Below are 24,225 nucleotides of genomic sequence, written 5' to 3' on the forward strand. Positions count from 1 at the left end.
GTCATGCTTCTTGTACAATATGCTGCTTGTCGATTACAGTCGCCGTTGGTGCAGAGAACTTCAGCAACTGCTGAACCATAACAAATCGCAGTATGTGATCGGTGAATGTGTCCATTCTGCTCCTGCAGCCCTGACTGCTTTGTCTGAACAGCAATTTGCCATTGTGGTTGTATTTACGGAGCGGTGTGATACGGCTGGGCTGTGGTTATGTCACCACATACGGAAAACAAGTGATATCCCAATCCTTCTGCTAGGTGGAAGAGATCACTACCGACTTGTGAGGAAAGCGCTGGCTTATCAGGTAAATGACTATTTGTCTGGTCCAGTCCGGCCCTCTGATCTGCTGAATAGTTTACTTGGAATGCAGAACAGGCTGAGCTCGGAACCAATCAAACAAAGTCTGCCTAGTAAATCCCCTATTCCAATCTACGGAAAAGCAATGAACTCCAGTCATGTCATCCGCCTGGTCAAAGCCTATATCCGGGATCATCTGGGGGATGAAATCACGTTAAGGAAAATTTCCGATATGCTGCATTTCAATTGCGCTTACCTGGGCCAGAAGTTCAAGCTGGAGGAAAATATGTCTTTCACGGATTACTTGCTTCAGCAGCGTATGGAGAAAGCCATGCAGCTTCTGTCCTCTACGAGTTTGCGAATCTACGAAATAGCTGTAGAGGTCGGTTATAAGGATATTGATTGGTTCTACAAAAAGTTCAAATCGTATACCGGTTCAAGTCCCAATGCCTACCGGAGACAGAAAACCCATACAGCATAGGTATGAATTAATCTGTTTGCCATTTGGAACTCGGCTACTCCTAACCAAAAAACGCAGGAGCAACTGCTCCTGCGTTTTTATCATATCCGGATCTTTATGACATTTGATGAAGACAGTAAACCTATCGTCAATGTACGGAAGCATACTTGACTCTTGAAATCTGTCTCAGCCAATCATTTCTGTTCTTACACTTCTCCTATCGAACCAACAAGGATTCGCGATATTCCTGCGGCGTCATACCTGTCAGCTTCTTGAACAGACGTGTAAACGAATGAGCTGCTTCATAACCGACTTGCAGCGCAATCTCCCGCACCATAAGATCCGTATGGGCCAGCAGCTCCTTGGCTTTTCGAATGCGGCAATCGTCAATAAATTCGGACAAGTTGATCCCGGTTTCCTGTTTGAAGAACCGTGAGAGATAGGATGGGTTGAAATGATTCATTTCAGCCATTCGGACCAAGGATAAATCCTTCTCCAGATTGTTTTTGATGTACGTGCATATCGTTTGGGTCACCAAATTAGCCCGTTCCGCTTCATTGGCCTGTTTGAATTGAACCAACTGATCAGCAGCTTGGTACAGGTTGTGTACCGCCTCCCTTATACTTCGATAATCTCCGAGATGAAGAAGGCGTCGCTGATCAGGGATCTTATGCGGAAGCCCCCAACGATTGAATGTGGTGTACAGCATCAGTGCCAAGTGATAGTACGTCTCCATCGCTCGCTCCATAATCATGTCCTGCTGCAGCAATTCGTTGATCAGCTCTTCAAAGACGTCATAAAAAGCCTGGAACCTGCCGGTTTCTAAATAACCGATCATTAACTCAATACGGCTTGAAATGCGGATGTAATCCTTGGAAGCCCCCACTGCAGGTTCTTCGGTTCTATCTGTTAACACCATGGATACCCCATCCCCGATCTTCATCCATTGCAGGAGACGCAGACGTTCGTATTGTCTTGGAATTTGGGACCATGGACAGCCTTGTCCGCTTAATGCGAATGCAATGGATACACCCAAGGAAGACTGGCAAGCTTCTTGTACAAGTTCCAATGTACCTTCGACATAGGTGACAAAATGATCGTCCAGGCTGACGTTCTCTCTATTCGGTTGAATCAGCCAGACCGCATCGCCATAATGATCGGTTACGCTGGCAGATGTCGCATGTTCACGGATAAGCGAAGAGCCGATCACTCGAATGGAGGCCTGAAGATGTTCGAGATCAGCAGGATTTACTGGCATCGTGTTGAATCGACCAAGCACCAGGAACACCGGGGAATCGGCTTGCAATTCAATGTTTCTTCGCGTCAGTTCAGCTTGAATCTCATCTGCTGAACCTGCCGGCTTACACTGCTGAAGAAGCTTACGCACATATTCCTCCTGCTGCAGCGCGGCTAATCTGGAAGTAATCTCATCAGACTGTTCCAGCACTTCATTCATGGTATGACTTTGCCGAATCTCTTCGATGACCTGTTCGACGACGGTCATCACTTTGTCATAGCCCTCCGTTTTGAGTAAATACCTTACGTTGCCCATTTGAAAAGCCTTGTAGGCATAATCAAAATCACTGTGTCCTGTCAAGAAAATAACGCGGCATTGCGGCCATCGGGCCTGAATCTCCTCGGTCAGCTCCAGACCGCTTGTGCCCGGCATGCGAATATCTGTCAGAACAATGTCGATCCTGGAGCGCCGCATCCAAGATAATGCCTCCGCAGCTGAATAGGCTTTGCACACGTCAAGGCTGTCTGGCATATATCTGGCAAACGTCTCATACAGACTATCCGTTATAATCTCCTCATCGTCCACGATTAAAAGTCTATACATTCGTTATTCGTCTCCCCTTCCTTCCGTTTGAATCCGAACAGCGACTCTGAGCCCCTGCAGCTCACTCTTGGAGAGAAAAAGACCGCTTTTTTCCCCATAGGTCAGTCTAAGGCGCCGGTGTATATTCATTAATCCGGTCATTTCATCTGTACTTGTTTCATTTAGCAGCCGTTCTTGGAGGAGCTCAATATCTTCCATGCGCAGCTCGTTACCATTGTCTTCCACGACAAATTCGATAAAGGATTCCTCCATATTGAAATGTACGCGCAAGAGACCCATATCTGTATTTTTTTCAAGACTGTGCTCGTAAGCATTCTCAATAATCGGCTGAATAATCAGCCTGGGCACCTGAATCTGTTCCATTTCCAGGGGGACCTGCCCGAAGTCCACCTTGATGCGTCTGGAGAATCGCAGCTGCTGAATTTCCGTATAGATTCGCGAATGCTCCACCTCCTCCTTCAAGGGAACATGATCTGTCCCGTTTCGGGTGATGAAGCGGAAATACTCGCCGAGCATGTTCGTAAATTGTTCAATACGATCCGTATCTCCTGTTCTGGCGAGGGAATTTAGAATAAAGAAGCTATTGTACAGAAAATGTGGATTAATCTGGGATTGAAGCTGTTTTAATTCGGCCCGCTGCATCATCATGGTCATTTTGAAATCACGGTCAATCAGCTGCCGAAGATTTTCGATCATAAGATTGAAACGGCTGTACAAAAAACCGAATTCGTCTTTTCGATGATGGTTGATTGGAATGTCCAGCACGCCTCCCTCCATTTTCTTGAACCTTTTGACAAGCAGCAGCAGCGGCATGTGGATCAGCTTGTAGCTGGAATACAGATACGCCGCGATGGCGATGAATGAAGTGATGGCAAAAATCCAGGCCCATTGAACAAATCTGCTGAGAGGTTTGGTTACGATTTCCTCCGGCAAATAGGTGGCTACGGACAAGCCCAACGTACTTATATGGAGTTGGTTCACATGATACACGGTATCGTCCACGCTCACCTGAAAGTTGCTTTGCGAATTCGTAAAGCTGGACTTGCTGTGACTGGACAGAATGGCGTCACGCCGCTGGTCCGAGATGGCAAGCCCCGTTTGGTCCTCAATCAGCAATGTTGCGCTCTCGGGATAAAGATTAAGCTGTGACAATTCATTCTGAACTTCAGCGTTATCCAGTTCCACTTGGACAACAAACAGCGGATCCTCACCTATTTGGCCTGTTAGTCTCACAGCGCTAAGATTCAGGCTGTCCCCTTTCACAGTAAAGCGAATCCCTTTTTCTTCTCGGGTTGAGCTAAAGTAGCTAAAGGATTCCTGATCAAAGTCATCAATGCCCTGCACGGCCGATACACTCTTGTTGACTGAAGGGATATGTACGTAAACGTTCCGGATGTAAGCACTGCTGTTTTTGAAAGCAGCCAATCGTTCCGATAAATAATTCAACGTTTCACGTCGTTCCACTTGATCCATCATATTCCATAGAATGGCAAGCCGGTTCAGTTTGCGGTCTTCCGCGATGTCGAACTGCTGCAGCTCCATCCATTCGATTTCCCTGTTCAGCTCCATGGCAAATTGGTTCAAACGCCGATCTGTCGACAAGGATATTTCCTGGCTTGCAGTGTCATAACTCCAGTGATATAGATATACGCCGAGAAGAATCAGCGGAATGACAAAAGCCAGGTAGGTCATAATTAGTCTTGCAAATATGCTATTGAGCCACGACTGGGCAGGGATCCTAAACAACCCTTTCACCTCCTGTGAGCCAAACCGCGAAAAGGTTTGTGAATTAATTCGAAGATGCCAACGAGCCGTGATTCCCTCCACCATTGGTTCTGAACCACGCATTCACCTCCGATGTAATTTCTTCCCCACCCAACTTGTACCAATCGTCGACGAACCGATCAAACTCTTCGAGGGGTGAACCAAGGATAATATTCATGTAGGCTTCAAGCTGGAGATCTCGAAGAATAATTTGCCGGTCAACCATGCTTTCAGTTATCCCACCCGTATATTCGTCGTACATCAACTGTCCGTTCAAGTCATAGGCATCGGCAATGCTAAAAGCACCCGAAGGGCCATAGGTCTGTTTCCATCCCCATCCACTCTTTACGCCTTCGGAGTCATAAGCAACTATTCGTTTGTGGATCGCAAGTGCTTCATTCTCCAGGCTGGAGTAGTCTCCTTTTTCTGTGGCGTCACGAATATCTCTGTAAGCATCTATGTTTTTGGTTCCTGGAAACGGAGTTACTGGCGAAAGCTTCCACACGGCAAGTGAGTCATCATTGTAATACTTTTCATACTCAGCTTGTTCACCCCAGTTTTTGTCCAGATGCAGATTCATAAGCTTGACGATGACCTCAGGATGGGCAAATCCTTTTTTAACGGCAAAATATTGTCCTGTATTGGAACGCAGCGGGACCCGTATGTCTTTTCCAGACTCGGCCACAAGAGGGTATGCTTGCCACTCCGCGTCTGGGTCCTTATCGCGCGTAGTCTGAAGCATGAATGGGGTCCACTGTTCACCATACAGCATGCCTATTTTACCGTCCTGAACTAGTCGAGACTCCTTGCTTCCGTTTTTGTAGGCAAACTCGGGATCAACCTGGCCATTAAGGTATAAGTTTTGCAGCTTCTCAAGCGCTTGTTTGACCTCTGGTTGTATGCCACCGTAAACGAGATTCCCCTTCTTGTCCTTGATCCAGATATTCGGATAAGCCTCGTAACCCGCCATGAATCCGGATACGCCCATGACGGGATCCCACAAATAACTCGTCATCGCCATTCCATAGGTGTCGTTTTTCCCGTTACCATCGGGGTCTCCTTCGGTGAACGCTTCCGATATGTTCAGGACATCCTCCATCGTTTTGGGCGGCTTTAAGTCCAATTTATCCAGCCAATCCTTTCTGATCCATAGATACTGCGCCGTTTCAATGGAAGATGACGATTCAGGGATGGCCATCAGTCTACCGTTTATGGTAGCAGCGTCGAATGCACCTCTTCCCTCAGCCTCCAATATTTTTTTGGTAAGAGGAGTGGCTTGCGTCTGGTACACTTCGGTCAGATCTTCAATCAATCCGGCATTGCTTAACTGCCTGAGCTGGTATGGGTTTACTTTGACAACGTCAGGGAAACGGCCTGAAGCAAGGGCTACCCCCAGCTTCTGATTATAAACGTCACCCGTGGCGATCCAGTCATAACGAATCTGAATACCGAGTTCTTCTTCATACAAGCGTGTCCAGCGATTATCTATCAGACTTTCACCCGGTAAATCCTCAACCATTCGCTCCAGTTCATCCCCTGTTTCCCTGACAAAAGTGACTTGTATGGACGGAACATATTTCCCTTCATCCTCATAAGGCTCCCCCTGCTGCCCCGTGGGTAACGGTTGCGTCTGCTCCGACATTCCTTGCATAAGGCTTACAGGCATGAGCACCGCAAGGAGCAGAATTAAGGTCCATCTTGTTCTGTACTTCCATCGATTAGACACGGCAACTTGCCCCTTTTCTATTGGAATGAATCATGCCATTTATTTTATGGATCATTCGGAATTCAATCATTCGATATTCAATGATCTGTAGGCGTACAAAAAGTCGCCACCAGGCGACTTTATATACCATTGTGTATTTGTTGCCTAGACGACCTGGTATTCAAAATTGGAGAAATCGACCATTCCTCCAATAACCTTCGTTGAGTAGAAGAATAAGCCAATCCGGCAGCCCATAAAATGGTCCAATTTATAGTACATTTTGTGAGGGATGCCAATTGGCTTCCACTCCGTATTATCAAGATAGGCAAATGAACACTCATCCTGATTATTCACAAAATGACCTGACGCCTGGAGCGTAACGACCGGCCCGGCTACGGGGATTCGTGCATGTTCCGTCGCCGGCTCCTCATCAATTAAATTCCCGAATATGCTGGGATCCTCACTTTCCCGTGCTTGCATGACAAGGTAAAACTGTCCCTCATCCCTAGTTAAAGCAATCAAACCGTAGGTTCCTATTAAAAAACATATTCCTGCATAATCACCATCGTTTAATCCGCTGCCATCCAGTGTCACGTTAACCGTACATGCAGGTCCCATCGCGCGCTGGGTTAATGTATTTACGGCAAACGTTAAGTTCGGACTGAGCTGACCGCTCCGAATACGATATGTACCAGGCTTCTCGGTTACAGTCCAAAGCTCATCATGGGGCGTATGATTCCACTGCCAAAAATCACGCAGGCGTACTCTACCGTCTTCTCCAATGTGATAACTGAAATCGTCGCTGCCTACCAGTGGGCTGTATTGATAACCCGGCCTTGTGCTAGGAATATCGATTTCTTTTGGTGCCTTGCTTGCAAAAACGGGTATACTGCCTTCAAAATGCATGGGAACAAGTACTGGAATACGACCCACCGCACCATGATCCTGAAACAGCATGGCATACCATTCTCCATCCGGTGTATCAACAATCCCACCTTGCGCAACACCTGAATTGAAATAACCCATATCATCGTTAAAAACTTCTCCACCGACAAATTCACCGTCTATCGTATCCGCCATGAAGTAAGCCTGTGTTCTTCGGCCCGCCTCTTTGGAAATGTGAATCAGGAACACATAATACTTCCCATTGATTTTATAGAAATGGGCTCCTTCGTAACCCAGGTGGAAAGGCTCGCGCTCTTTAACGATTATTCGCTGCAATCCCCCCGGTTTAGGTCCTGACAGATCAGCCTTTAACTCGATCAGATGAATTTCGGTATTGCCATGTACCAGATATACCCGGTCGTCATCGTCAAAGAAAAGAGAGCAATCATGATAAAAGCCCTCAACAATGCGTTTGTTCCATGGCCCCAATATAGATGAAGAGGTGTACAAATACGTCTTGCGCGTATCGTTGGCTACAAAGATTACATAAAAAGTCCCCTGATGATACCGAAGTGAAGCTGCCCACATTCCTTTACTATAAATCTGCTTGCCGTCTTCCAGTCTTTGGGCGGGCGTGTCATCCAGTCTATCATACACATGAGTTGCCACTTCCCACTGCATCAGATCGTATGAACGCAGGATGACACATCCTGGCATCATATGCATCGTCGTACTCACCATGTAATACGTATCTTCTACGCGGATAACATCGAGATCCGGATAATCGGCCCATAGAATCGGATTGTGATGAACCATGCCTTAATACACCCCGCTTATTTATGAATAGTTTAAAAATATCGTTAAAATTAGCAATTCAAACATTGACTCTTCAGTCAAAATCATTTTACATGTTTTAATCCAGAAGCGACAGAAAAAATAACAGCTTTCTCCATTATAATGAAGGTTAACGCCATAAATTAAGCGCTTTCAAAAATAGATAAGTTAATGTGACCTTCTCTTTAAAACCAAATGCAAGCTCAAAGATAGATTTTAAAGGTCGGCTACAAGGTATGATTATATAACTAGGGAGGCCCGTGAGGCCCCCCCATAAACTTGTTATTTTTCCGGGTATGGATCAATCATGCGAATGGTTCCATCGGAGTTATACGTCAGTTCGGCGAACTTGACACAGCGTTTGTAATCGACACCGCCGGACAGGGAACAGTCATGATAAAATAAATACCATTTATCCTCAAATTGAACAATGGAATGATGTGTCGTCCATCCCAAAACAGGCGGTAATATGGTGCCCTGGAACGTGAATGGTCCCATAGGATTGTCACCTGTAGCATATACCAGCTTGTGCGTTGTTCCCGTGGAGTAAGACAAGTAATACTTGCCATTATACTTGTGCATCCATGGGCCTTCGAAATATCTGCATTCTTCGTTGCTCGCGGTAAGCGGCTTGCCTTCCTGATCCAGGATCACAATTTCCAATGCTTCTGTAGACATAGAGAGCATATCCTCGCTGAGCTTGGCAATTCGTGGGCCAAGGGCAGGCGCATCCGGAGCAGGACCTTCAGCATCTTCCACGTAGCTTCCCGTCTGCCACTTCTCCAACTGACCACCCCACAGGCCGCCAAAGAGCATGTAGGCTTCGTTGTCCTCATCAATGAATACGGCAGGGTCTATGCTGAAGCTGCCTGGGATGTACTGCTCCTCCGGCTGGAATGGACCTTGGGGAGAAGAGCTTGTTGCTACACCGATCCGGAAGATGCCATCATGATCGCGTGCAGGGAAAAATAGATAATATTTTCCGTTTTTGTACGCTGCATCTGGCGCCCACATCTGACTGGATGCCCACGGGACATCCTTAACGTGCAGCACTTCACCATGATCCACGACCGGTGAGTTCAGATCGGCCATGGACAATACATGATAATCCTCCATTTTATATTGGTCTCCGTTGTCATTCACCGGACCGTCATGATCCAGATCATGAGATGGATAGATATAGATCCGATCTTCAAAAACATGTGCTGATGGATCTGCAGTATAGATGTGGGTGACTAACGGTTGATGCGGTTTAGGCACTTCAGACATTCAAATACTCCCTTTCAAAAGAGATGATTCATTTCCAAATGTATTTTCGGACGCTTTAACGATATAAGTATCACTTTTTCTCCATTGCAGCTTGCTTCGGAATCTGCGCGACGCGCTCATAAGCCGGTTTGGGAGCATGTGATTCATCGAACAAAAATGGCCAATTTTTTCTGCCTCTGACCGGGAAATGATCAAGCCAGGTATAATCATCGGCTGCTCCCCAGAATGTGACGGCACTGATGTGTTCACGATATTCGTAAAGGAGACGGAAAATGGATTCATAACGCTCGGCTTGCAGTTCCAGCATTCCCTTCTCAGGACGAGTCAGGTCCTTACGTCGGTCGTCAAAGCGAAATACCGATACGTCAAGCTCAGTCAGCTGAAGCTGGAGGCCAAGCTGGGCATAACGCTCAATGGCAGCACGCATGTCGTCCAGCGTGGGGTCGTATAAATTCCAGTGTGCCTGCAAACCTACCCCATGAATCGGTACGCCTTGATCCAGCAGTGAACGAACAAGTCGGTAGATGCGCTCTCGCTTATGCGGGTTGGACTCGTTATAGTCGTTATAAAACAAGAGAGCCTGTGGATCTGCTTCATGAGCAAACTCGAATGCTTTGGCAATAAAGTTCTCCCCGGCAATATCCAGCCATTTGGAAGGCCGCAGATATGCACTTTCATCATTCTCATCAGAGATGACCTCATTCACAACATCCCAGCAGTAGATCACATCCTTATATCTGCCGACGACAGTCTGAATATGCGAGCGAAGCCGTTCAAGCAGTACATCCCGCTCCGCCTTTCCGCCCGTTTCATTTTCGAACAACCAATCGGGAGTCTGATTATGCCAGACCAGCGTATGTCCTCGCAGTGCCATACCTTGTTCTCTGGCAAATGACGCTATGACGTCTGCGTTCTCGAACGTGTACAGATTCTCCTCCGGGTGTAGGCTTGAAAATTTCATTTCATTCTCTGCTGTCAAGCTGTTGAAGTGGTAGGCCAGCAGCGAGCGCTGGCTGTCGATCGTCAGGGGGTTAACCGCTGCACCGATATGAAAAGCATCCTTATATAAAGCCTTCAATGATTCCTCTTCACGCCTGGATTCCATAATTCCCCTCCTCCTGATTACCGAATAAGTAATATTAGTTCGTCTCGTTAGATCAGTTAGCTAGATTTCATAATCAAACCAATCGAAGCGTGCAGGTGTATGACTTGCCTGGCCGTTGCCAGTGGCATATAACCCGACTACCGCTCCGGTAAAGCACATTTTATGCACAAAGTCCTCCGGAGAGATGCCCCGTGCTGAACCCGTTCCAAGACTTACCCAGTCCTGTTCATTCAAGGAGCAGCTCAGTTTGTAGTCCGTCTCCGTTGATTCAATTCGAAGGAACAGCTGCTCTGCTTCGGTCTCATTCTCATACACGATTTTCGACTCTCCACGTACCGTCAGACGGGCAAAAGTGAGGTTGCGTCCTTCCGACCTTTTAACACCAAGCTCATAATGCGCATCCTCATCCCGGCGAATACACATGCCCGCTTCTTCTCCATCAGCAGTCGGCACAAATGTCATGCTGGTTGTATAGCAAGCCTGAAGATGCTGCTGTCTACGGCCAATAAACGTAATCTGACCAACGTCGCTGAGATTTGCCTCCTGCCCGTAAAGTGTCAAAGAACCCGGATGTTCCGTTATGGAGCATGCTCCTTCTGACGGATTGCGCACAAACATCCACTGCGGACCCAGTTCTTCATTGAAGTCATCCCGGCCTGCGACAATGGCTGCATTACCATCCACTTGAGAAGGAACTGACATCGGCTTACGCTGAATCGTCATGTCCAGGCTTACTGTGCCTTCATTGTTGTCAATATGCGGCCAGCCCTCATTCCAAACAACCGGCGCAAGGAATGTTTCGCGTCCAAGCACGCTATATCCGTCTTCTGTCAAGCGGACGCCAAGGAATACAGCCCACCATTCTCCGTGATGATCCTCCACCAGATCGGCATGGCCTAAATACTGGATAGGGTGGTCCAAATGGCGGTGAGTCAGAATCGGCTCTGGATACCGTTCGAACGGACCATACGGATGTTCGCTGCGACCGATGATTTCGCGATGCTCCTTGGCCGTCCCTCCAGAAGCAGACATCATATAATACATCCCGTTGATTTTGTACAAGTGCGGCCCCTCGGTCCACGGGCCACCGTCTCCGTGCCATACTACCTGAGGTTCGGATAACGCCTTCCCTGTCGTGATGTCGATCTCATATTGAATGGCATGAGAATCGTAGTCCGCTCCTTGCTGAGCGGTGACATACACTTTCCCGTCATCGTCAAAAAACAGAGAGGGGTCGATTCCCCCATACGGAATGCGAATCGGATCAGACCATGGTCCCGCAGGGTTGGTTGCCGTAACATAGAAGTTCCCGATACCTCTAACATCTGTCGTAATCATATAAAACGTACCTTCGTGGTATCGCAGCGCAGGGGCATAAATTCCGTCCGAGCTCTTCTGACCAGTCAAATCAAGCTGGCTTACCCGATCCAATACGTTGCCGATCTGCTCCCAGTGAATTAGATCCGGGCTCCGAAAAATCGGAACCCCCGGAAAATACTCAAACGAACTGCAAACAAGGTAAAAGTAATCCTCTGCCTTCACAATGCTCGGATCCGGATAGAATCCGGGAAGAATCGGGTTCGCATAGCGAATTTGTTGTACTTGAAGCTGTGACATTTATTCCTTCACACTCCCTACATTAAGTCCTACGACAAAGTATTTTTGCATGAACGGGTATACAAGCAAAATCGGAACGGAAGCCACAATGGTCACGGCCGCACGAATGGAAATCGGGGTTACCTGAGTCGAATGCTCTGCCCCTATACCATTGGCAACGGAAGGATTGCTGTTGGCGTTCATGCTGGAAGACAACAATTTCATCAATTCATATTGCAGCGTGCTGAGCTCTTGACGAGACGACGTGTACAGAAATGCATCAAACCAGGAGTTCCAAGCCCCGACGGCAACGAAGAGCGCAATGGTCGCCAGTACAGGTTTACATAGCGGGAAAATAATCTTCCAGAAAATCCGGAAATCTCCTGCACCGTCTATTTTCGCAGATTCAATCAAGCTTTCAGGTATCGTGTAAATATAAGTACGAATGACGATCAGGTTAAACGCACTTACCAGTGATGGCAGGACATACACCCAGAAGGAGTTAATCAAATGCAAATCCTTCATAAGGAAGTATCCCGGAATCAGACCAGCGTTGAAATACATGGTCAGTACAAAAACAGTTGTAATCAGCTTACGGAAGATATAATCGCGCCGGCTCAGCGTATAGGCCAGCATGGTGGTCAAGAAAATATTAAGCAGTGTAGAAAGTACGGTCCGCGCAACTGAAACCAAAAACGCATTATAGATCGTGCCTGAAGCAAAAACTGCTTTGTAATTCTGCAAGGTGAAATCACGAGGCCATAAATATAAGCCTCCCCGAATGGTGTCATTACCTGCATTAAACGAAACTACAATGGTGTTTAAAAATGGATACAGCGTCACAATTACGAGCACGATCATGAAGATCGTGTTAAAGGTGCCGAACAGAAACGGTTCAAGGCCTCTGGCACCAGGACGGCGTACAGAAAGCGCCGATGTATTTCCTAAACCGGACAATGGTGTTTTTTTCATCTTATAAGAGCCTCTCTTCCCCAAGCCGCTTGGCTGTCCAATTCGCTACAAGCAACATCGTAATGCTGACCACGGTCTTGAATATACCGCCTGCAGTCGCAAGCGAATAGTTACCCTGTGCAATCCCGTATTTGAGCACAAAGATATCAATCGTTTCTGCCCAGTCAACAACCAATCCGTTACCCAGCAAATATTGAACCTCGAAACCGGCCTCTAGAATATGCCCGATCGACATAATCAACAGGATGACAATGGTAGGCTTGATTCCAGGCAAAGTGACATTCCACATTTTTTGATAACGGTTAGCTCCATCAATGTCGGCAGCTTCGTACTGTGCCGGGTCAATCGAGGCCATGGCCGCCAAATAAATGATGGTACTCCATCCAACCTCTTTCCAAATGTGGGAGCTTGCAACAACGCCCCAGAAATACTTACCTTCCGTCAGCCATAGAATAGGCTCATCAATTAAATGCAATTTCATCAGGATATCGTTGACAATACCGTCAGAAGCAAGCGATGTCGCTACGATTCCGGTAACGATAATCCATGATAAGAAGTGAGGCAGATACGAGATCGTCTGTACCGTCCGCTTCCATAGGACCTTCTTGATCTCATTAAGCAGCAAAGCAAGAACAATAGCGGTTACAAAACCCAGAATCATGTTGATGACACTCATGGCTAGCGTATTGCGAAGCACTCGCAAAAAATTGTCATCGGTAAATAAAAATTGGAAATGCTTGAATCCTACCCACGTCTGCTGCGAGAAACTCCGGGCCGGTTTATAATCCTGAAAGGCCATCGTCCAACCCCATACAGGTACATACGCAAAGACAATAATGTACGCAAGCAGAGGAACAGACATCCAAATGAGTTGTCTCTGTGCTTTAATATTCTGCCAAGTAATCCGCCTGATTTTCGGTTTTTTCTTCGGGCGGAGCGGCTTGGTACCCACTACAATTTCCTCCATAATATCAAGCTCCCTATCCATCTTTATAATCAAAGGAAAACGTCGAAACAACCAGAACACATCTGTCATAAACATGTTTCAAAAGAATCAGGAAGGAAGGTTATCTTCCTTCCTGACATAAGTTGTTTTTATTTCACAGACCAGTTATCAATTCTCCACTGCAACACTTCATTGATACGATCTTCATATGCCTTGATGTCAAGCTTTTGAATCTCGGAAACGTATTCGTTCCAAACATTGTCAAACTCTGAAGTACCGGCCAAGATGGCTTTTGGCAAATATTTGGTCGACAATTCGTTCAGCTTCGTATTGGCAATCTTGGCTGGAGATCCCTCTACCACGTCGACAGACCAAGCAGGGTAAGTCACGGGATTCTCTGGTGGAGCACTGAAGAAATCGATATAGCTGTTGAAACCATATGCATCCAAAACTTCCTTATCAAACGGTTTCAGGCTTGCTTGGTATTCTTCTGGCTGATTACTTGCCGAAGTTGCGTTGCCATCGCTAAAGTAACCTTCCATTTTCGGTGCAGTTCCATAAAATGCATCTGCCTTGTTAGCAAGCTTCCAAGCAGCATCCGCTGCCTTGTCGCGTTGTTCTTGTGTCTTCATGAAGCGGCCTTCTTCATTGACATAATAGTCTTCATCCACAATGCCCCAAGTGAGTGTTTTCTGCCATTCTTCCTCCATCAGTTTATCGAGCACTTTGAGGATTTTTACAGGGTCTTTTGCACTCACGGTAATACCGAAACCATTGTTGAGATTCAGTGCTGCGCGGTCACGATAATAGTCTTTGGTGCTGCTGTCATACACAAGCGGGAAACCTACATAAGTGCGTTCAATTTTGTCTTGCGTGATGAGGGAATCTTCCGCGCTTTGGAAATTCCAATGTTGATCGAACATGCCGAGTACGGAACCACTGGACAATTTGGCCATATATTGGTCGTAGTTCTGTGCAAACGCTTCCTTATCAAGCAAGCCTTGGGCATTGATTTCATTTAGCTTCTGATAGTACTGTTTGGCATACTCCTTATCGGCGAAGATCTCCGCCTTGCCATCGTTGACGACCACTCCGCCATCATTCGGATGACCGATCAAATGCTGAGGCGGGTTCAACAAGCCCCAGTTTTTCCAGTCATAGTTCAGGACCTCAAAACCGATGGTTGGCTTGCCGTCAATAGTCGGATATTTCTCTTTGTATTTCGCGATCAGCTCGAAGTATTCATCCAGTGTTTTAGGAGTCGGGTAACCGAACTCTTTCAGCACGGCTTTTTGAATCCAGAACGCGGGACCGCTGTAATAGGTGTCAGCTACTTCGCCGTTATATGCACCATAGTTTGGCAGGTAGTAGATATGTCCATCATTCGGGTCCTTCATTTGATTCCAGTACTTCTCGTAATGTTTTTTCAAATTCGGGGCGTGTTCTTCAATCAAATCTTCAAGCGGAATGACTGAACCTGCAGCTGTCAGTTTGGTATCAGCTGAGATCAGGTCTGGATAATCCCCACCAGCAATCATAACGCCAAGCTTTTGGTTTTTGTCACCGGCCAGAAATTCGAACTTGAATGATACGCCAAGCTCATCCTTCATTTTCTTGTAAATCTTGTTGTCAGCGGTTGGCTGCTGTCCGGCCTCGTTAAGGAATACCGAGATTTCTATCGGATTGTCAGGCCCTACCTCTGTACCGCTTCCCTCTTCTCCGCTGCCTGGGTCACTTGTACCGCCGGAACAACCAGCCAGTACAACGCTCAGTGACAACAACATGGTTGCCCCCATACGGAAAAACTTCTTTTTACTTTCCCCCATAAAGCACCTCCAAAGTTTGATTACGCCTTCATGAAAGCCCTTTCATTTGAATAATTTCATTATAAATTTAATGGTAAATGGAAAATACACCCGAATTATAGCTCTTTCCGAGAAAAACTCAGGTTTTCAATCTATAATCTATAGATTCAACCGTACACATTTTATAAAAGATTTTCTTAGACATGTTTCTTATACTCATTCGGAGACATGTTCAGCCTTTTCTCAAACTGCTTCAAAAAATGATGGTAGGTGGAATATCCAACTTTTTCGGAGACCTCACTATTTTTGAATTGATTCATTTGGAGTAAACGGCAAGCTTCCTCAATCCTCAAATTATGTAACAGTTCATTGAAACCAATGCCATTTTTTCGTATAAGCAGCTGTCCCAGGTAGGCTGGGTGCAAGAAGAAACGCTCGGCAAGCATTTTAATGCTCAACCCTTCCCGGTAGTGCTCATGAATGTAATCGTTGATATCCTGTACTATACCCTGCGCTTCGGAAGCATTCTCCTTAAGCAAAAGTTCAAAACACACTCGCCCGCACGACTGCAGCATGTCAATCAGATCGTTCCATGTCAGCAGGCGTTCATCCAGATTGGGGATATCGAACAGACGATTTGGAGCACCGGAATCCTGTGCCAGTTCGCCTCGCATATATGCTCGAATCTCATGAAGCAGGTAGATCACGTATTTGCGCGCCTCCTCCGGGTGAACTCGTAACTGGCGAAAAGATTGCTCAATATAATCCACTGCTGACTTGTAGGCATCGTGGTCGATGAGTTGAAATGCCCCCAGGATTCTCGCCGTGAGTTCTACCTGATCATCATGTCTTTGGAACGTAAGATCCTTAAGGCTCTCATAGTCCATCACGCCAATCCTATTCGTTTCATAAAAGGTATGCAGGAGCGCTTTTTCTGCTGTGACCCTGGACTGATTAATGAAAAGAAGTGAAGACGCCGCTTCACCAATGGCCATAAATGCGCGAAAGTCCACCAAACGGCGCGCCAGTTCCTCCAATCGCTGTCTAGCCCTACTGCTCGTGCCATGGGAGGCTGATTCAGCACTCCCAAACACGATGGAAACCAGATCATTTCGCAAACGAATCACATACATGGCTTGTGACCTGTCCAAAAATTCCGCAGCAACCGTGCTCCACCTGCAATAATCCTCTGCCGCGATCTGAACGAGGCATACATTCCAAACATGAGAGGAGCTCGACAAGGACTCCAGTACACCAGCGGCTTCTGTTGACAATTCTTTACCTGTTAGAGCCTCCTTCATGGCCAGATTCTCCTTCTCTCTCTGTGCCACCTGCCCGACGTATAGTTGTTCCCGCTCCTTAGCCAGTTCCTGTCCCACCTGACGGATCTCCAGCTCGGCCTGTTCCTCATCCAGCGGTTTAAGCAAATAACGAGAGACTCTATATTTGAGCGCCTTTCGTGCATAATCAAAATCACTGTACCCTGTCAGGATAATGAATTTGGTAGACTCGTTGCCCCTGCGTCTCCACTCCTCAATCATCTCCAGGCCGTTCATCACCGGCATATGAATATCAACCATGACCAGATCGGGCTTCAGCTCCTCCATTTGCTTCAGGCCCTCCGAACCGTTTCCGCAGACCCCGCATACCTCAAAGCCAAGGTTCTCCCATGGTATCCATAACTGAAGGCCCTCAAGCGCCAAAGGCTCATCGTCAATTAACAACACTTTAAATGCCATCGTCCACGCCTCCCTTTACATCCTGACGTTCCAGCAATTGCAACGGGATTTCAAAGGATACCTCAGTCCCCTCCCCGATCCTGCTTACCAGGTTAAAATTCACTTTATCGTCGTAGTACAATTCAAGACGGCGATATACATTTCGAATTCCAATATTGTTTCCGCCGCTCTCTTCCTTGCTTCGCATGTGATACAGAACCTCTTGAAGCCGTTCCTTGTCCATACCCTTTCCATTGTCAGATACGACAACACGCAGATGCTCATTCACAATTTCAGCTTGAATCTTCACATAGCCAAGCCCCTCAATGGCCTGAATGCCATGTTTGCATGCATTTTCCGCCAGCTGTTGGATACTCATTTTGGGTATTTTATATCGCCTTGCCTCTTCAGTGATGTCAATATAGTATTCAAACTTGTCCCGGAAACGGAATTTCTCAATACCCAGGTACATGACTGTAAAGCTCATTTCCTCCTCCAGCGTGACCACATCGTCCTTCCAGTTCAACAGACGGCGAAGCAGCTTGGAGAGATCCTTGATGATATCCTTCACGTCCGCATAGTTATTCTTGGTACTAACCACAAGCAGCGCATTCAACGTATTGAATAAAAAGTGAGGATTCATCTGGCTTTGCAGTAGATTAAGCTCAGCTCGAATGCGCTCAGCCTCCTGGCTTCGCTGCTGAATTTCGAGCTTGTACACATTGTTGATCAACGAATGGATTCGTGCTGTCATTATATTGAAATTGCTTATCAAATGCCCAATCTCGTCGTGCCCACCATCCATGTTGATTAGTTCGAACTTCTCGTTACCCACCTTCTGCATATGTCTCGACAGCCGCTTAACACGATAATTGTAGGAACGGAGCATGACATAAATGAAAATGGAAGTGAGCAGCGTAATAATCCCGGCCAGCATCCCAAAATAAAGCTGCATCGATAACATCGCTTGTTTGACACGTGTTTCCTGAGGAACACCAATCAGCTTCCAGCCTTTCACATAACTAGCACTACCGATAGGGACGATATGCAAGTCTTTGTCTGCCGCTTTGCTCATATCAAACAAAGCATAGCTACTCTCCATCTCGCCCTGATACTTGTCATCCGCAGATACAATAATTTGATTCTGGGCATTCACCAGATACAGATCCAGAGAACTCTTTTCTCTGGCAATCACATCATAGAAGCGACTAACGTAGAAATCGATGCGTACCAATTTCTGATAAGAGTTGTCGGCGTTATAGTAATCCATTTTTTCGATCACGCTTAAATACGAAGAGGTTGCAGCACGATCATTCGTTGCCTGATCACGGTACGCAAGCACTTTCAGCGTTTCCCCAGCAGCCTTCCACTGCTCGAACCAGGTTCCGGAGCGTACGTCGTTGTCCAGAACATAATAATCCCCGCCAGGCACAATGGTCGGATTTTCGGTGTAAACCCCTATTCGCTGAATTTGGTTGTTCACAGGAATATAGGAAGTCACCCGATGACGAAGCTGATCATCGAGTGTGTTATAGAAATCCAGCTGACTTTCATACACACGATCCATGGATTCGGTCAACAACTTGTCCGTAATCAAGGCATGACTGACGGCAACGCCGCCATCAATCATGGTGTGAATATCCTTTCTTGCACGCTCCAGTGAGATTTGTAAATTCTGCTCTTCCCGTTCCTTGATCAATCCAGACATACGATCCATAAACAAAACATTGCTTACAAAGATAGGAAGCAAAATACCAATGACATATATCAATATAAATTTGTAATTCAAGGGTATATCGTTCACGATGCTGCGAAAACGGATTGTTCTGAACATGTTTGCTATCGCCATCCTTCATTCGTACTTCTCATCTCTTGGGGGATCTATTGCTGCTTACGATATGCAGAAGGTGCCATGCCCGTCATTCGCTTGAACTGACTTACAAAATAGTCTGCATTCGGATAACCAGACTGTACCGCAATGTCAGCGACGCATGCGCAGCTTTGGCGTAATAGCCTTTTCGCTTCCTCAATCCGTTTATCATTTAAATATTCCCGAAACGTTTTGCCCGTCTGCTGTTTGAATGCCTGCCCCAAATAATTGGCGTTCATATGAAATTGATGTGCGAGCTCCTGAAGCTGCAGCTTCTTACGGAATTCCTGATTGACATATTGCACCACACGAAAAATGGTACTGCATTCCTTTTCTTTTCTTTGCTGCTGCAGCGCCTCCAAAGCGTTCAAACATAACACACGTGCATAATCCAGAAATGCTGGATAGGAGTCGATTTTCGTAATGCCGCCTGCCTTATTTTGAACGTGAAGCATAAAACTGCCCATATCTCCATCCAGCTCTTTCAACTCCTTGAGAATACTCATTTCAAGAGCAAGCAATTGAACACGGACGTATTCCATATTAGAGAAAGGCAATCCCAAGTCAGGATCAGCAAGAAGTGCTTGAATCTTTCCTTCCAACCGATCATGTTCACCAGAAAGAATGACTTCCATTAGACTGGCTAAAGCTTTTTGATTCACACTGGCCAATGGGTCACTCTGCGGCAGATCCTGATGATGAACAAATCCGCCCCCTCCTTGATAACGCTTCCATCTCAGAGCAAACAAAGCTTTCTCGTAGGCTGATCGCATACCGAACGCTGTGCCCGAATGATGTCCAACGGCGACAATCATGGATGAATGACCAGCATAGGTCTCCACGATATTTCTGCCCATTGACTCAAGGAGCTTCAAGGAATTATCGATATCGGCAGCGAACACTCCGAGGTTTCCTTCAGCATCCACAAAAGGTTCGGACCAATGGGAACCACCAAAAGCATGTATTCGCTCTTTCACGTCATCTTTACTGATATCCGTGGCAATTAGAAGACAGGCCATATTCTCTTGACCATCCATTTGCAGCATGGTATTCACTTCGTCCCGAAGCCCCATGCTGTCTTCCCCTTGAATCAGCCGATCAAACAAACAATTCACATACAGGGCACGATCACGCTGGTGTATTTCAGCCGAAATCTGTTCTTCCTGAATTTTACGCCCCATCTGTTCCAACACGTTTTCGATCTCGATCTCATCAATGGGCTTGAGCAAGTAGTCCTCCACTCTCTGCTCCAGCGCTGTTTTTACATACTCAAAGCTGTCATATCCACTTAATATAACGAATCGGGGTGATTTGGCCAGCTCATGCTTGGAACGGTCGATCAGTTCCAGGCCACTCACAGAAGGCATATGAATATCTGTAAACACCAGGTCCGGTTGAAGACTTTCGATCATGGACCAGGCGGCATTGCCATTCTCCGCCTCACCACAGATGCGAAAACCGTATTTGTCCCAATTCACCATGGTTCTCAGGCCTTCGAGCACCCACGGCTCATCATCCACTAATAGAACTTTCATCATTTGTGTTCCCCCTCCCAGCTAATGAAGTTTGTATGATGTTTGAGAGCGATTTCATCATATTTTATCATATGAACAGCACCATTAGGGCCAGCCAATGTAAAGCAATAAATTATCATACACAGAAAAAGTGTACCATTACAATTATCTTGAGTTTTCAATCCTTACACAATAAACAATACTTGATATAACAACCAAAGCTTTACTCTTTTATAATAAATATAATAATATGAGATGCGCAAAACATTAATCAAGATATTTAGTTGCCGTCTAATGGAACGGATGTTTTCTCTGTTGAAATGTTGAAACTCCCCATACAAAAGAGAAAAAGCATAAAAATATGCTCATCTCTTGAAATAACTCTATCAAAATTGATTCTCCGAACACATCTGCTTTTATTAAATTAATCCGACATTCGGAAAGCAAGGTTCCAATCCATATCCTGCCTGTAACCCATTTTTCTTGTCTTCGTGCCCTTCGGGAAACCTCTAAGCATACATTAGCTTCATAAGCAGCAAATCATTACGGAGGTATAAAATGAATGAACCATGTAGAAATGCCAAATCGACATGCATAGAGTCAAATATGTACGGTTTCTACAGGGACATTTGGGAATGGGAGGCTTCCGTTTGCTCCGTCATTAATGAACAGGTCTCTCCTTTTGATTTTGGTGAAGCCGCTAAATACGAGATCCCGAAAACCCTTGAAACGGAAATTCACCATTATTTGACGCCCTATACCCTTCATCCCAAAGGCGGATATGTTGCATACTTATCGAATGGACGTGTTTGGGGATCATCAGGTTCTATCCTTACATCGGAAGGAAAGCTGATCTTCGATCTTTCTCCAGAATACGATGGTAAACGAAACAGAATGCTGACACTGGAAGAGCACCCCGCTTTGGATCAAAGAAAGATGAAGGAAGAGCTGCACATCCAAGGAACAGCTGCCGCTCTGACTTTTTGTGGGAGTCATAATTATTTTCATTGGTTGTATGATGTACTGCCGCGGCTCGGTATGCTGCGGATTTTGAATATTCCTTTTCAATATCTAATCATGAATCCGAATCCTCATGGAACATTTGTGAAGGAAACGTTATCTATGTTTGGCGTATCGGAATCGTCCGTGATTCGTACCGGAGATGATCGTGAAATTCGGGCCGATCGATTGGTCGTGCCTTCTGTAATGATGAACTCCCATTATCCGCCTTGGACGACATCTATCCTTCGCACGTTTATGCTGCCCGGACGCGATACAGCGGCGCATTCACCTAGTCGCATTTTCATTTCCCGGAGTAAAGCCTCTGTGAGACACATAGTTAACGAGGGTGAAGTAATCCGTCTATTAGAAGCATATGGGTTCATTCTAGTTTGTCTGGAAGATTGGAGCATTGCCCAGCAAATACAGCTCTTTGCTTCCGCAAAAGCAATCGTTTCACCGCATGGAGCCGGGCTGTCCAATCTCGCTTTCTGTAAGAAGGGAACGTTGGTCGTCGAAATTTTCCATATCAGGCATGTAGTCCCCACTTATTGGATGATCAGCAATCATAATAAACTCGATTATTACATGATGTATGGGCAAGGCGCCGGGACAACACAAGATTTTTTTGCAGGATTGGAGGACTTCGTGGTCGATCTGGATCGGCTGGAGCAAACGCTCCGTCTGGCCGGGTTAAGCAAGCAGGTTACCTAAGCAACTCATCCGACCACACCTTGGCGGCAAGTGGAACCAGGTTTCGATACAACGCTACTCACTTATTAACCATGACTTATGCTGCATCTAATACAAGAAGTTGTTCTAGGTTAGAGGACAGCAAAAAGGACTGGTTCCATGAACCAGTCCTTTTCGAATCTATGGTATGTTTCTCCAGCCTCCGTAAGCAGAGATATCCTCTGCTTCTTCTTCAGCATAACCTTCGCATATAAATCCGGGTACTTCTGTCCCGTCTGCCAATTCAATTTTGCCTATACCTAGCGGGGCCGGAATTAATGCAGCGAACGCGCCAAAATTAGCAACAGGCATCTGCCACAATTCAAGCGTAAAACTGCTGCCGCCTGCCTTCTTCTTCAGCAGTCCAGGCTTAGCTGGTATGGTAGGCAGCTTCACCATTTGATACTTCTCCGCGGTTTGCGACTCACCTATGAACCGACTCCCGTGCTCCAGCATTTGCTTCTCCAGTGGATAACCCCTCATGTGCAGGCCGCAGACGGCAACCAGCATTGTTTCTTGTCTGTTTGCTTCCAGAGGCGGCAAATTCACTTCAAGAAACGAGGCCGCAGCGTTTTCCATCAAGTGCTCATTTCCAGATAGCGAAAATAACGTTATTCCAAAGGGCATCTGAGACGCTGCATCCCCTGCCGGTACAGCCACCGCGCATAAATCCAGGAGATTGCAATGGTTCGTGTATCGTCCCATGTCCGAATTCGTGGTTATTGGGTCCGCTTCAACCTGACCTCTCGTCCATGTGCCTCCACAGGTCGGCATGATAAGAACCGCTTCCTGGAGAAGCTCGTTGCTTATCATTCGCAGCTCCTGAAGCTTATGCATCGCGGTGAATACGGAAGCTGCATCATATTTGTCTGATCCACCTGATCGCAAGACTTGTTCCGTCACCGGGAAAGTGACTCCTGGATTTAATTCGATGAATTCACCTACACTGGCCCAGCGCTCAGCTACCCAAGGTCCACCATACAGAAGTGCGGCAGCCTCCTCAAAAACATCGTAATCGATATACTCGAGTGGAAGCTCCAACTGTTCGATCCTCTGGACGACTGAATCCCATGCCTTGCTGTATTCCTCTGCCAACAGACCAAAAAACGTTAATGGTTTTTCAGGAAGATACAACTTTTTGGGAAGCGTATCGACCCATCGGGGTAATTCCTTGGACCATGGGTCTGATGATTCAAGGCCCCGTAATTGCATATCGACAATCCTTGCTTCGTGTATAGAACGGGTAAATACAGTTACACAGTCCAGACTGGCACAAGCGGGAACAACACCTTTTGTCGACCAGGCTCCAAGACTCGGTTTATAGCCGATGAGACGGTTCAGCGCTGCAGGAACCCTACCAGAGCCCGCTGTATCCGTGCCCAGGGCGAATGCCGCCTGCCCCCTCGCTACCGCTACGGCAGATCCCGAACTGGACCCGCCGCTTATCCATTCAGCGCTCAGCGCGTTGTGAGTCTCACCGTAAGGACTCCGGGTGCCTACAAGCCCTGTTGCGAATTGATCCATATTGGTTTTACCTACAGGAATCGCTCCGGCGTTTAACAATCGTTCTACAACTGCAGCATGCCTGTCTGGAACGTATGCATATTCGGGACAGCCAGCCGTTGTTGGTGTGCCAGCCAAATCGATGTTGTCCTTAATGGCAAAGGGTACACCCCACAGCGGCAAGGAAGTATCCATTGTTTGGAGACGGTCCAAATACGGCTTGATTCTCTCCAGCACAGGCGGAGTGATCCAAATATTCATCCCTTCGTCCTCACGGGAACGGCGGATGATCTCTTCAATGACCTGCTCCGGCTTGAGCTTCCCGCTCCCATATTGCGCTTGCAGCCAGTCTATTGTCAGTTCACACGGTATTTTCATATCGAGCTTACTCATCTGTCATCCCTCCTTGACGCG

16 protein-coding genes are annotated in these 24,225 nt (G+C 46.6%); 2 read left to right on the forward strand and 14 right to left on the reverse strand.

The window, feature by feature from the left end:
- The first annotated feature begins 19 nt into the window (after positions 1–19).
- On the forward strand, positions 20–775 hold the full coding sequence (locus F4V51_RS16775) for a helix-turn-helix transcriptional regulator (protein ID WP_236146816.1): 756 nt from the start codon (positions 20–22) through the stop codon (positions 773–775).
- Between the two features lie 196 nt (positions 776–971).
- On the opposite strand, the gene F4V51_RS16780 is transcribed toward F4V51_RS16775, so the two are convergent.
- The 13 genes from F4V51_RS16780 to F4V51_RS16840 all read right to left on the reverse strand — a co-directional run bounded on the left by F4V51_RS16780 (position 972) and on the right by F4V51_RS16840 (position 20,601).
- The gene (locus F4V51_RS16780) at positions 972–2,594 is read right to left on the reverse strand and encodes a response regulator (protein WP_153978914.1); all 1,623 of its coding nucleotides are present in this window, start codon (positions 2,592–2,594) and stop codon (positions 972–974) included.
- A gap of 3 nt (positions 2,595–2,597) precedes the next feature.
- Entirely contained in the window at positions 2,598–4,340 is a 1,743-nt protein-coding gene (locus F4V51_RS16785; protein WP_323131777.1) for a sensor histidine kinase, read from the reverse strand.
- A gap of 43 nt (positions 4,341–4,383) precedes the next feature.
- Entirely contained in the window at positions 4,384–6,084 is a 1,701-nt protein-coding gene (locus F4V51_RS16790) for an extracellular solute-binding protein (RefSeq protein WP_236146576.1), read from the reverse strand.
- A 144-nt stretch (positions 6,085–6,228) separates the two neighbouring features.
- On the reverse strand, positions 6,229–7,764 hold the full coding sequence (locus tag F4V51_RS16795) for a glycoside hydrolase family 43 protein (protein WP_153978915.1): 1,536 nt from the start codon (positions 7,762–7,764) through the stop codon (positions 6,229–6,231).
- Positions 7,765–8,064: 300 nt separating this feature from the next.
- Positions 8,065–9,051, reverse strand: coding sequence for a glycoside hydrolase family 43 protein (locus F4V51_RS16800; RefSeq protein WP_153978916.1), 987 nt, complete (start codon positions 9,049–9,051; stop codon positions 8,065–8,067).
- A gap of 70 nt (positions 9,052–9,121) precedes the next feature.
- A complete protein-coding gene (locus F4V51_RS16805; RefSeq protein WP_416226479.1) occupies positions 9,122–10,156 on the reverse strand; it encodes an endo-1,4-beta-xylanase in 1,035 nt (344 codons plus the stop codon).
- 60 nt (positions 10,157–10,216) lie between these two features.
- The gene (locus tag F4V51_RS16810; RefSeq protein WP_153978918.1) at positions 10,217–11,773 is read right to left on the reverse strand and encodes a glycoside hydrolase family 43 protein; all 1,557 of its coding nucleotides are present in this window, start codon (positions 11,771–11,773) and stop codon (positions 10,217–10,219) included.
- Entirely contained in the window at positions 11,774–12,613 is an 840-nt protein-coding gene (locus tag F4V51_RS16815) for a carbohydrate ABC transporter permease (protein WP_227779547.1), read from the reverse strand. It abuts the gene before it with no gap.
- A gap of 112 nt (positions 12,614–12,725) precedes the next feature.
- Positions 12,726–13,691 carry an ABC transporter permease gene (locus tag F4V51_RS16820; protein WP_095286681.1) on the reverse strand — a complete coding sequence of 322 codons (966 nt, stop codon included), beginning with the start codon at positions 13,689–13,691 and terminating at the stop codon, positions 12,726–12,728.
- A gap of 128 nt (positions 13,692–13,819) precedes the next feature.
- Positions 13,820–15,496: a type 2 periplasmic-binding domain-containing protein gene (locus F4V51_RS16825; RefSeq protein WP_153978920.1), complete on the reverse strand. Its 1,677-nt coding sequence runs from the start codon at positions 15,494–15,496 to the stop codon at positions 13,820–13,822.
- 176 nt (positions 15,497–15,672) lie between these two features.
- Positions 15,673–17,214 carry a response regulator gene (locus tag F4V51_RS16830; protein WP_153978921.1) on the reverse strand — a complete coding sequence of 514 codons (1,542 nt, stop codon included), beginning with the start codon at positions 17,212–17,214 and terminating at the stop codon, positions 15,673–15,675.
- A complete protein-coding gene (locus F4V51_RS16835) occupies positions 17,204–19,027 on the reverse strand; it encodes a sensor histidine kinase (protein ID WP_153978922.1) in 1,824 nt (607 codons plus the stop codon). The genes F4V51_RS16830 and F4V51_RS16835 overlap by 11 nt, the downstream gene beginning before the upstream one ends.
- Positions 19,028–19,074: 47 nt before the next feature.
- Complete coding sequence (locus F4V51_RS16840) at positions 19,075–20,601, reverse strand: response regulator transcription factor (RefSeq protein ID WP_153978923.1); 1,527 nt, start codon at positions 20,599–20,601, stop codon at positions 19,075–19,077.
- Positions 20,602–21,135: 534 nt separating this feature from the next.
- Between F4V51_RS16840 and F4V51_RS16845 the strand changes: the two genes are divergently transcribed.
- Complete coding sequence (locus F4V51_RS16845; RefSeq protein ID WP_153978924.1) at positions 21,136–22,290, forward strand: glycosyltransferase family 61 protein; 1,155 nt, start codon at positions 21,136–21,138, stop codon at positions 22,288–22,290.
- A gap of 159 nt (positions 22,291–22,449) precedes the next feature.
- On the opposite strand, the gene atzF is transcribed toward F4V51_RS16845, so the two are convergent.
- Positions 22,450–24,204, reverse strand: coding sequence for an allophanate hydrolase (gene atzF, locus F4V51_RS16850; protein ID WP_227779500.1), 1,755 nt, complete (start codon positions 24,202–24,204; stop codon positions 22,450–22,452).
- Between the last annotated feature and the right edge of the window lie 21 nt (positions 24,205–24,225).

This window comes from Paenibacillus xylanilyticus, from assembly GCF_009664365.1.
GTDB lineage: Bacteria > Bacillota > Bacilli > Paenibacillales > Paenibacillaceae > Paenibacillus > Paenibacillus xylanilyticus_A.

Excerpts from the sequence above, each read along its gene's own strand:
- F4V51_RS16810 (WP_153978918.1), bottom strand. The coding sequence starts at position 11,773 with ATGTCACAGCTTCAAGTACAACAAATTCGCTATGCGAACCCGATTCTT.
- F4V51_RS16840 (WP_153978923.1), bottom strand. The coding sequence starts at position 20,601 with ATGATGAAAGTTCTATTAGTGGATGATGAGCCGTGGGTGCTCGAAGGC.
- F4V51_RS16835 (WP_153978922.1), bottom strand. The coding sequence starts at position 19,027 with ATGTTCAGAACAATCCGTTTTCGCAGCATCGTGAACGATATACCCTTG.
- F4V51_RS16800 (WP_153978916.1), bottom strand. The coding sequence starts at position 9,051 with ATGTCTGAAGTGCCTAAACCGCATCAACCGTTAGTCACCCACATCTAT.
- F4V51_RS16825 (WP_153978920.1), bottom strand. The coding sequence starts at position 15,496 with ATGGGGGAAAGTAAAAAGAAGTTTTTCCGTATGGGGGCAACCATGTTG.
- F4V51_RS16845 (WP_153978924.1), top strand. The coding sequence starts at position 21,136 with ATGAATGAACCATGTAGAAATGCCAAATCGACATGCATAGAGTCAAAT.
- F4V51_RS16815 (WP_227779547.1), bottom strand. The coding sequence starts at position 12,613 with ATGATCGTGCTCGTAATTGTGACGCTGTATCCATTTTTAAACACCATT.
- F4V51_RS16830 (WP_153978921.1), bottom strand. The coding sequence starts at position 17,214 with ATGGCATTTAAAGTGTTGTTAATTGACGATGAGCCTTTGGCGCTTGAG.
- F4V51_RS16775 (WP_236146816.1), top strand. The coding sequence starts at position 20 with ATGCTGCTTGTCGATTACAGTCGCCGTTGGTGCAGAGAACTTCAGCAA.
- atzF (WP_227779500.1), bottom strand. The coding sequence starts at position 24,204 with ATGAGTAAGCTCGATATGAAAATACCGTGTGAACTGACAATAGACTGG.
- F4V51_RS16820 (WP_095286681.1), bottom strand. The coding sequence starts at position 13,691 with ATGGAGGAAATTGTAGTGGGTACCAAGCCGCTCCGCCCGAAGAAAAAA.
- F4V51_RS16795 (WP_153978915.1), bottom strand. The coding sequence starts at position 7,764 with ATGGTTCATCACAATCCGATTCTATGGGCCGATTATCCGGATCTCGAT.
- F4V51_RS16780 (WP_153978914.1), bottom strand. The coding sequence starts at position 2,594 with ATGTATAGACTTTTAATCGTGGACGATGAGGAGATTATAACGGATAGT.
- F4V51_RS16805 (WP_416226479.1), bottom strand. The coding sequence starts at position 10,156 with ATGGAATCCAGGCGTGAAGAGGAATCATTGAAGGCTTTATATAAGGAT.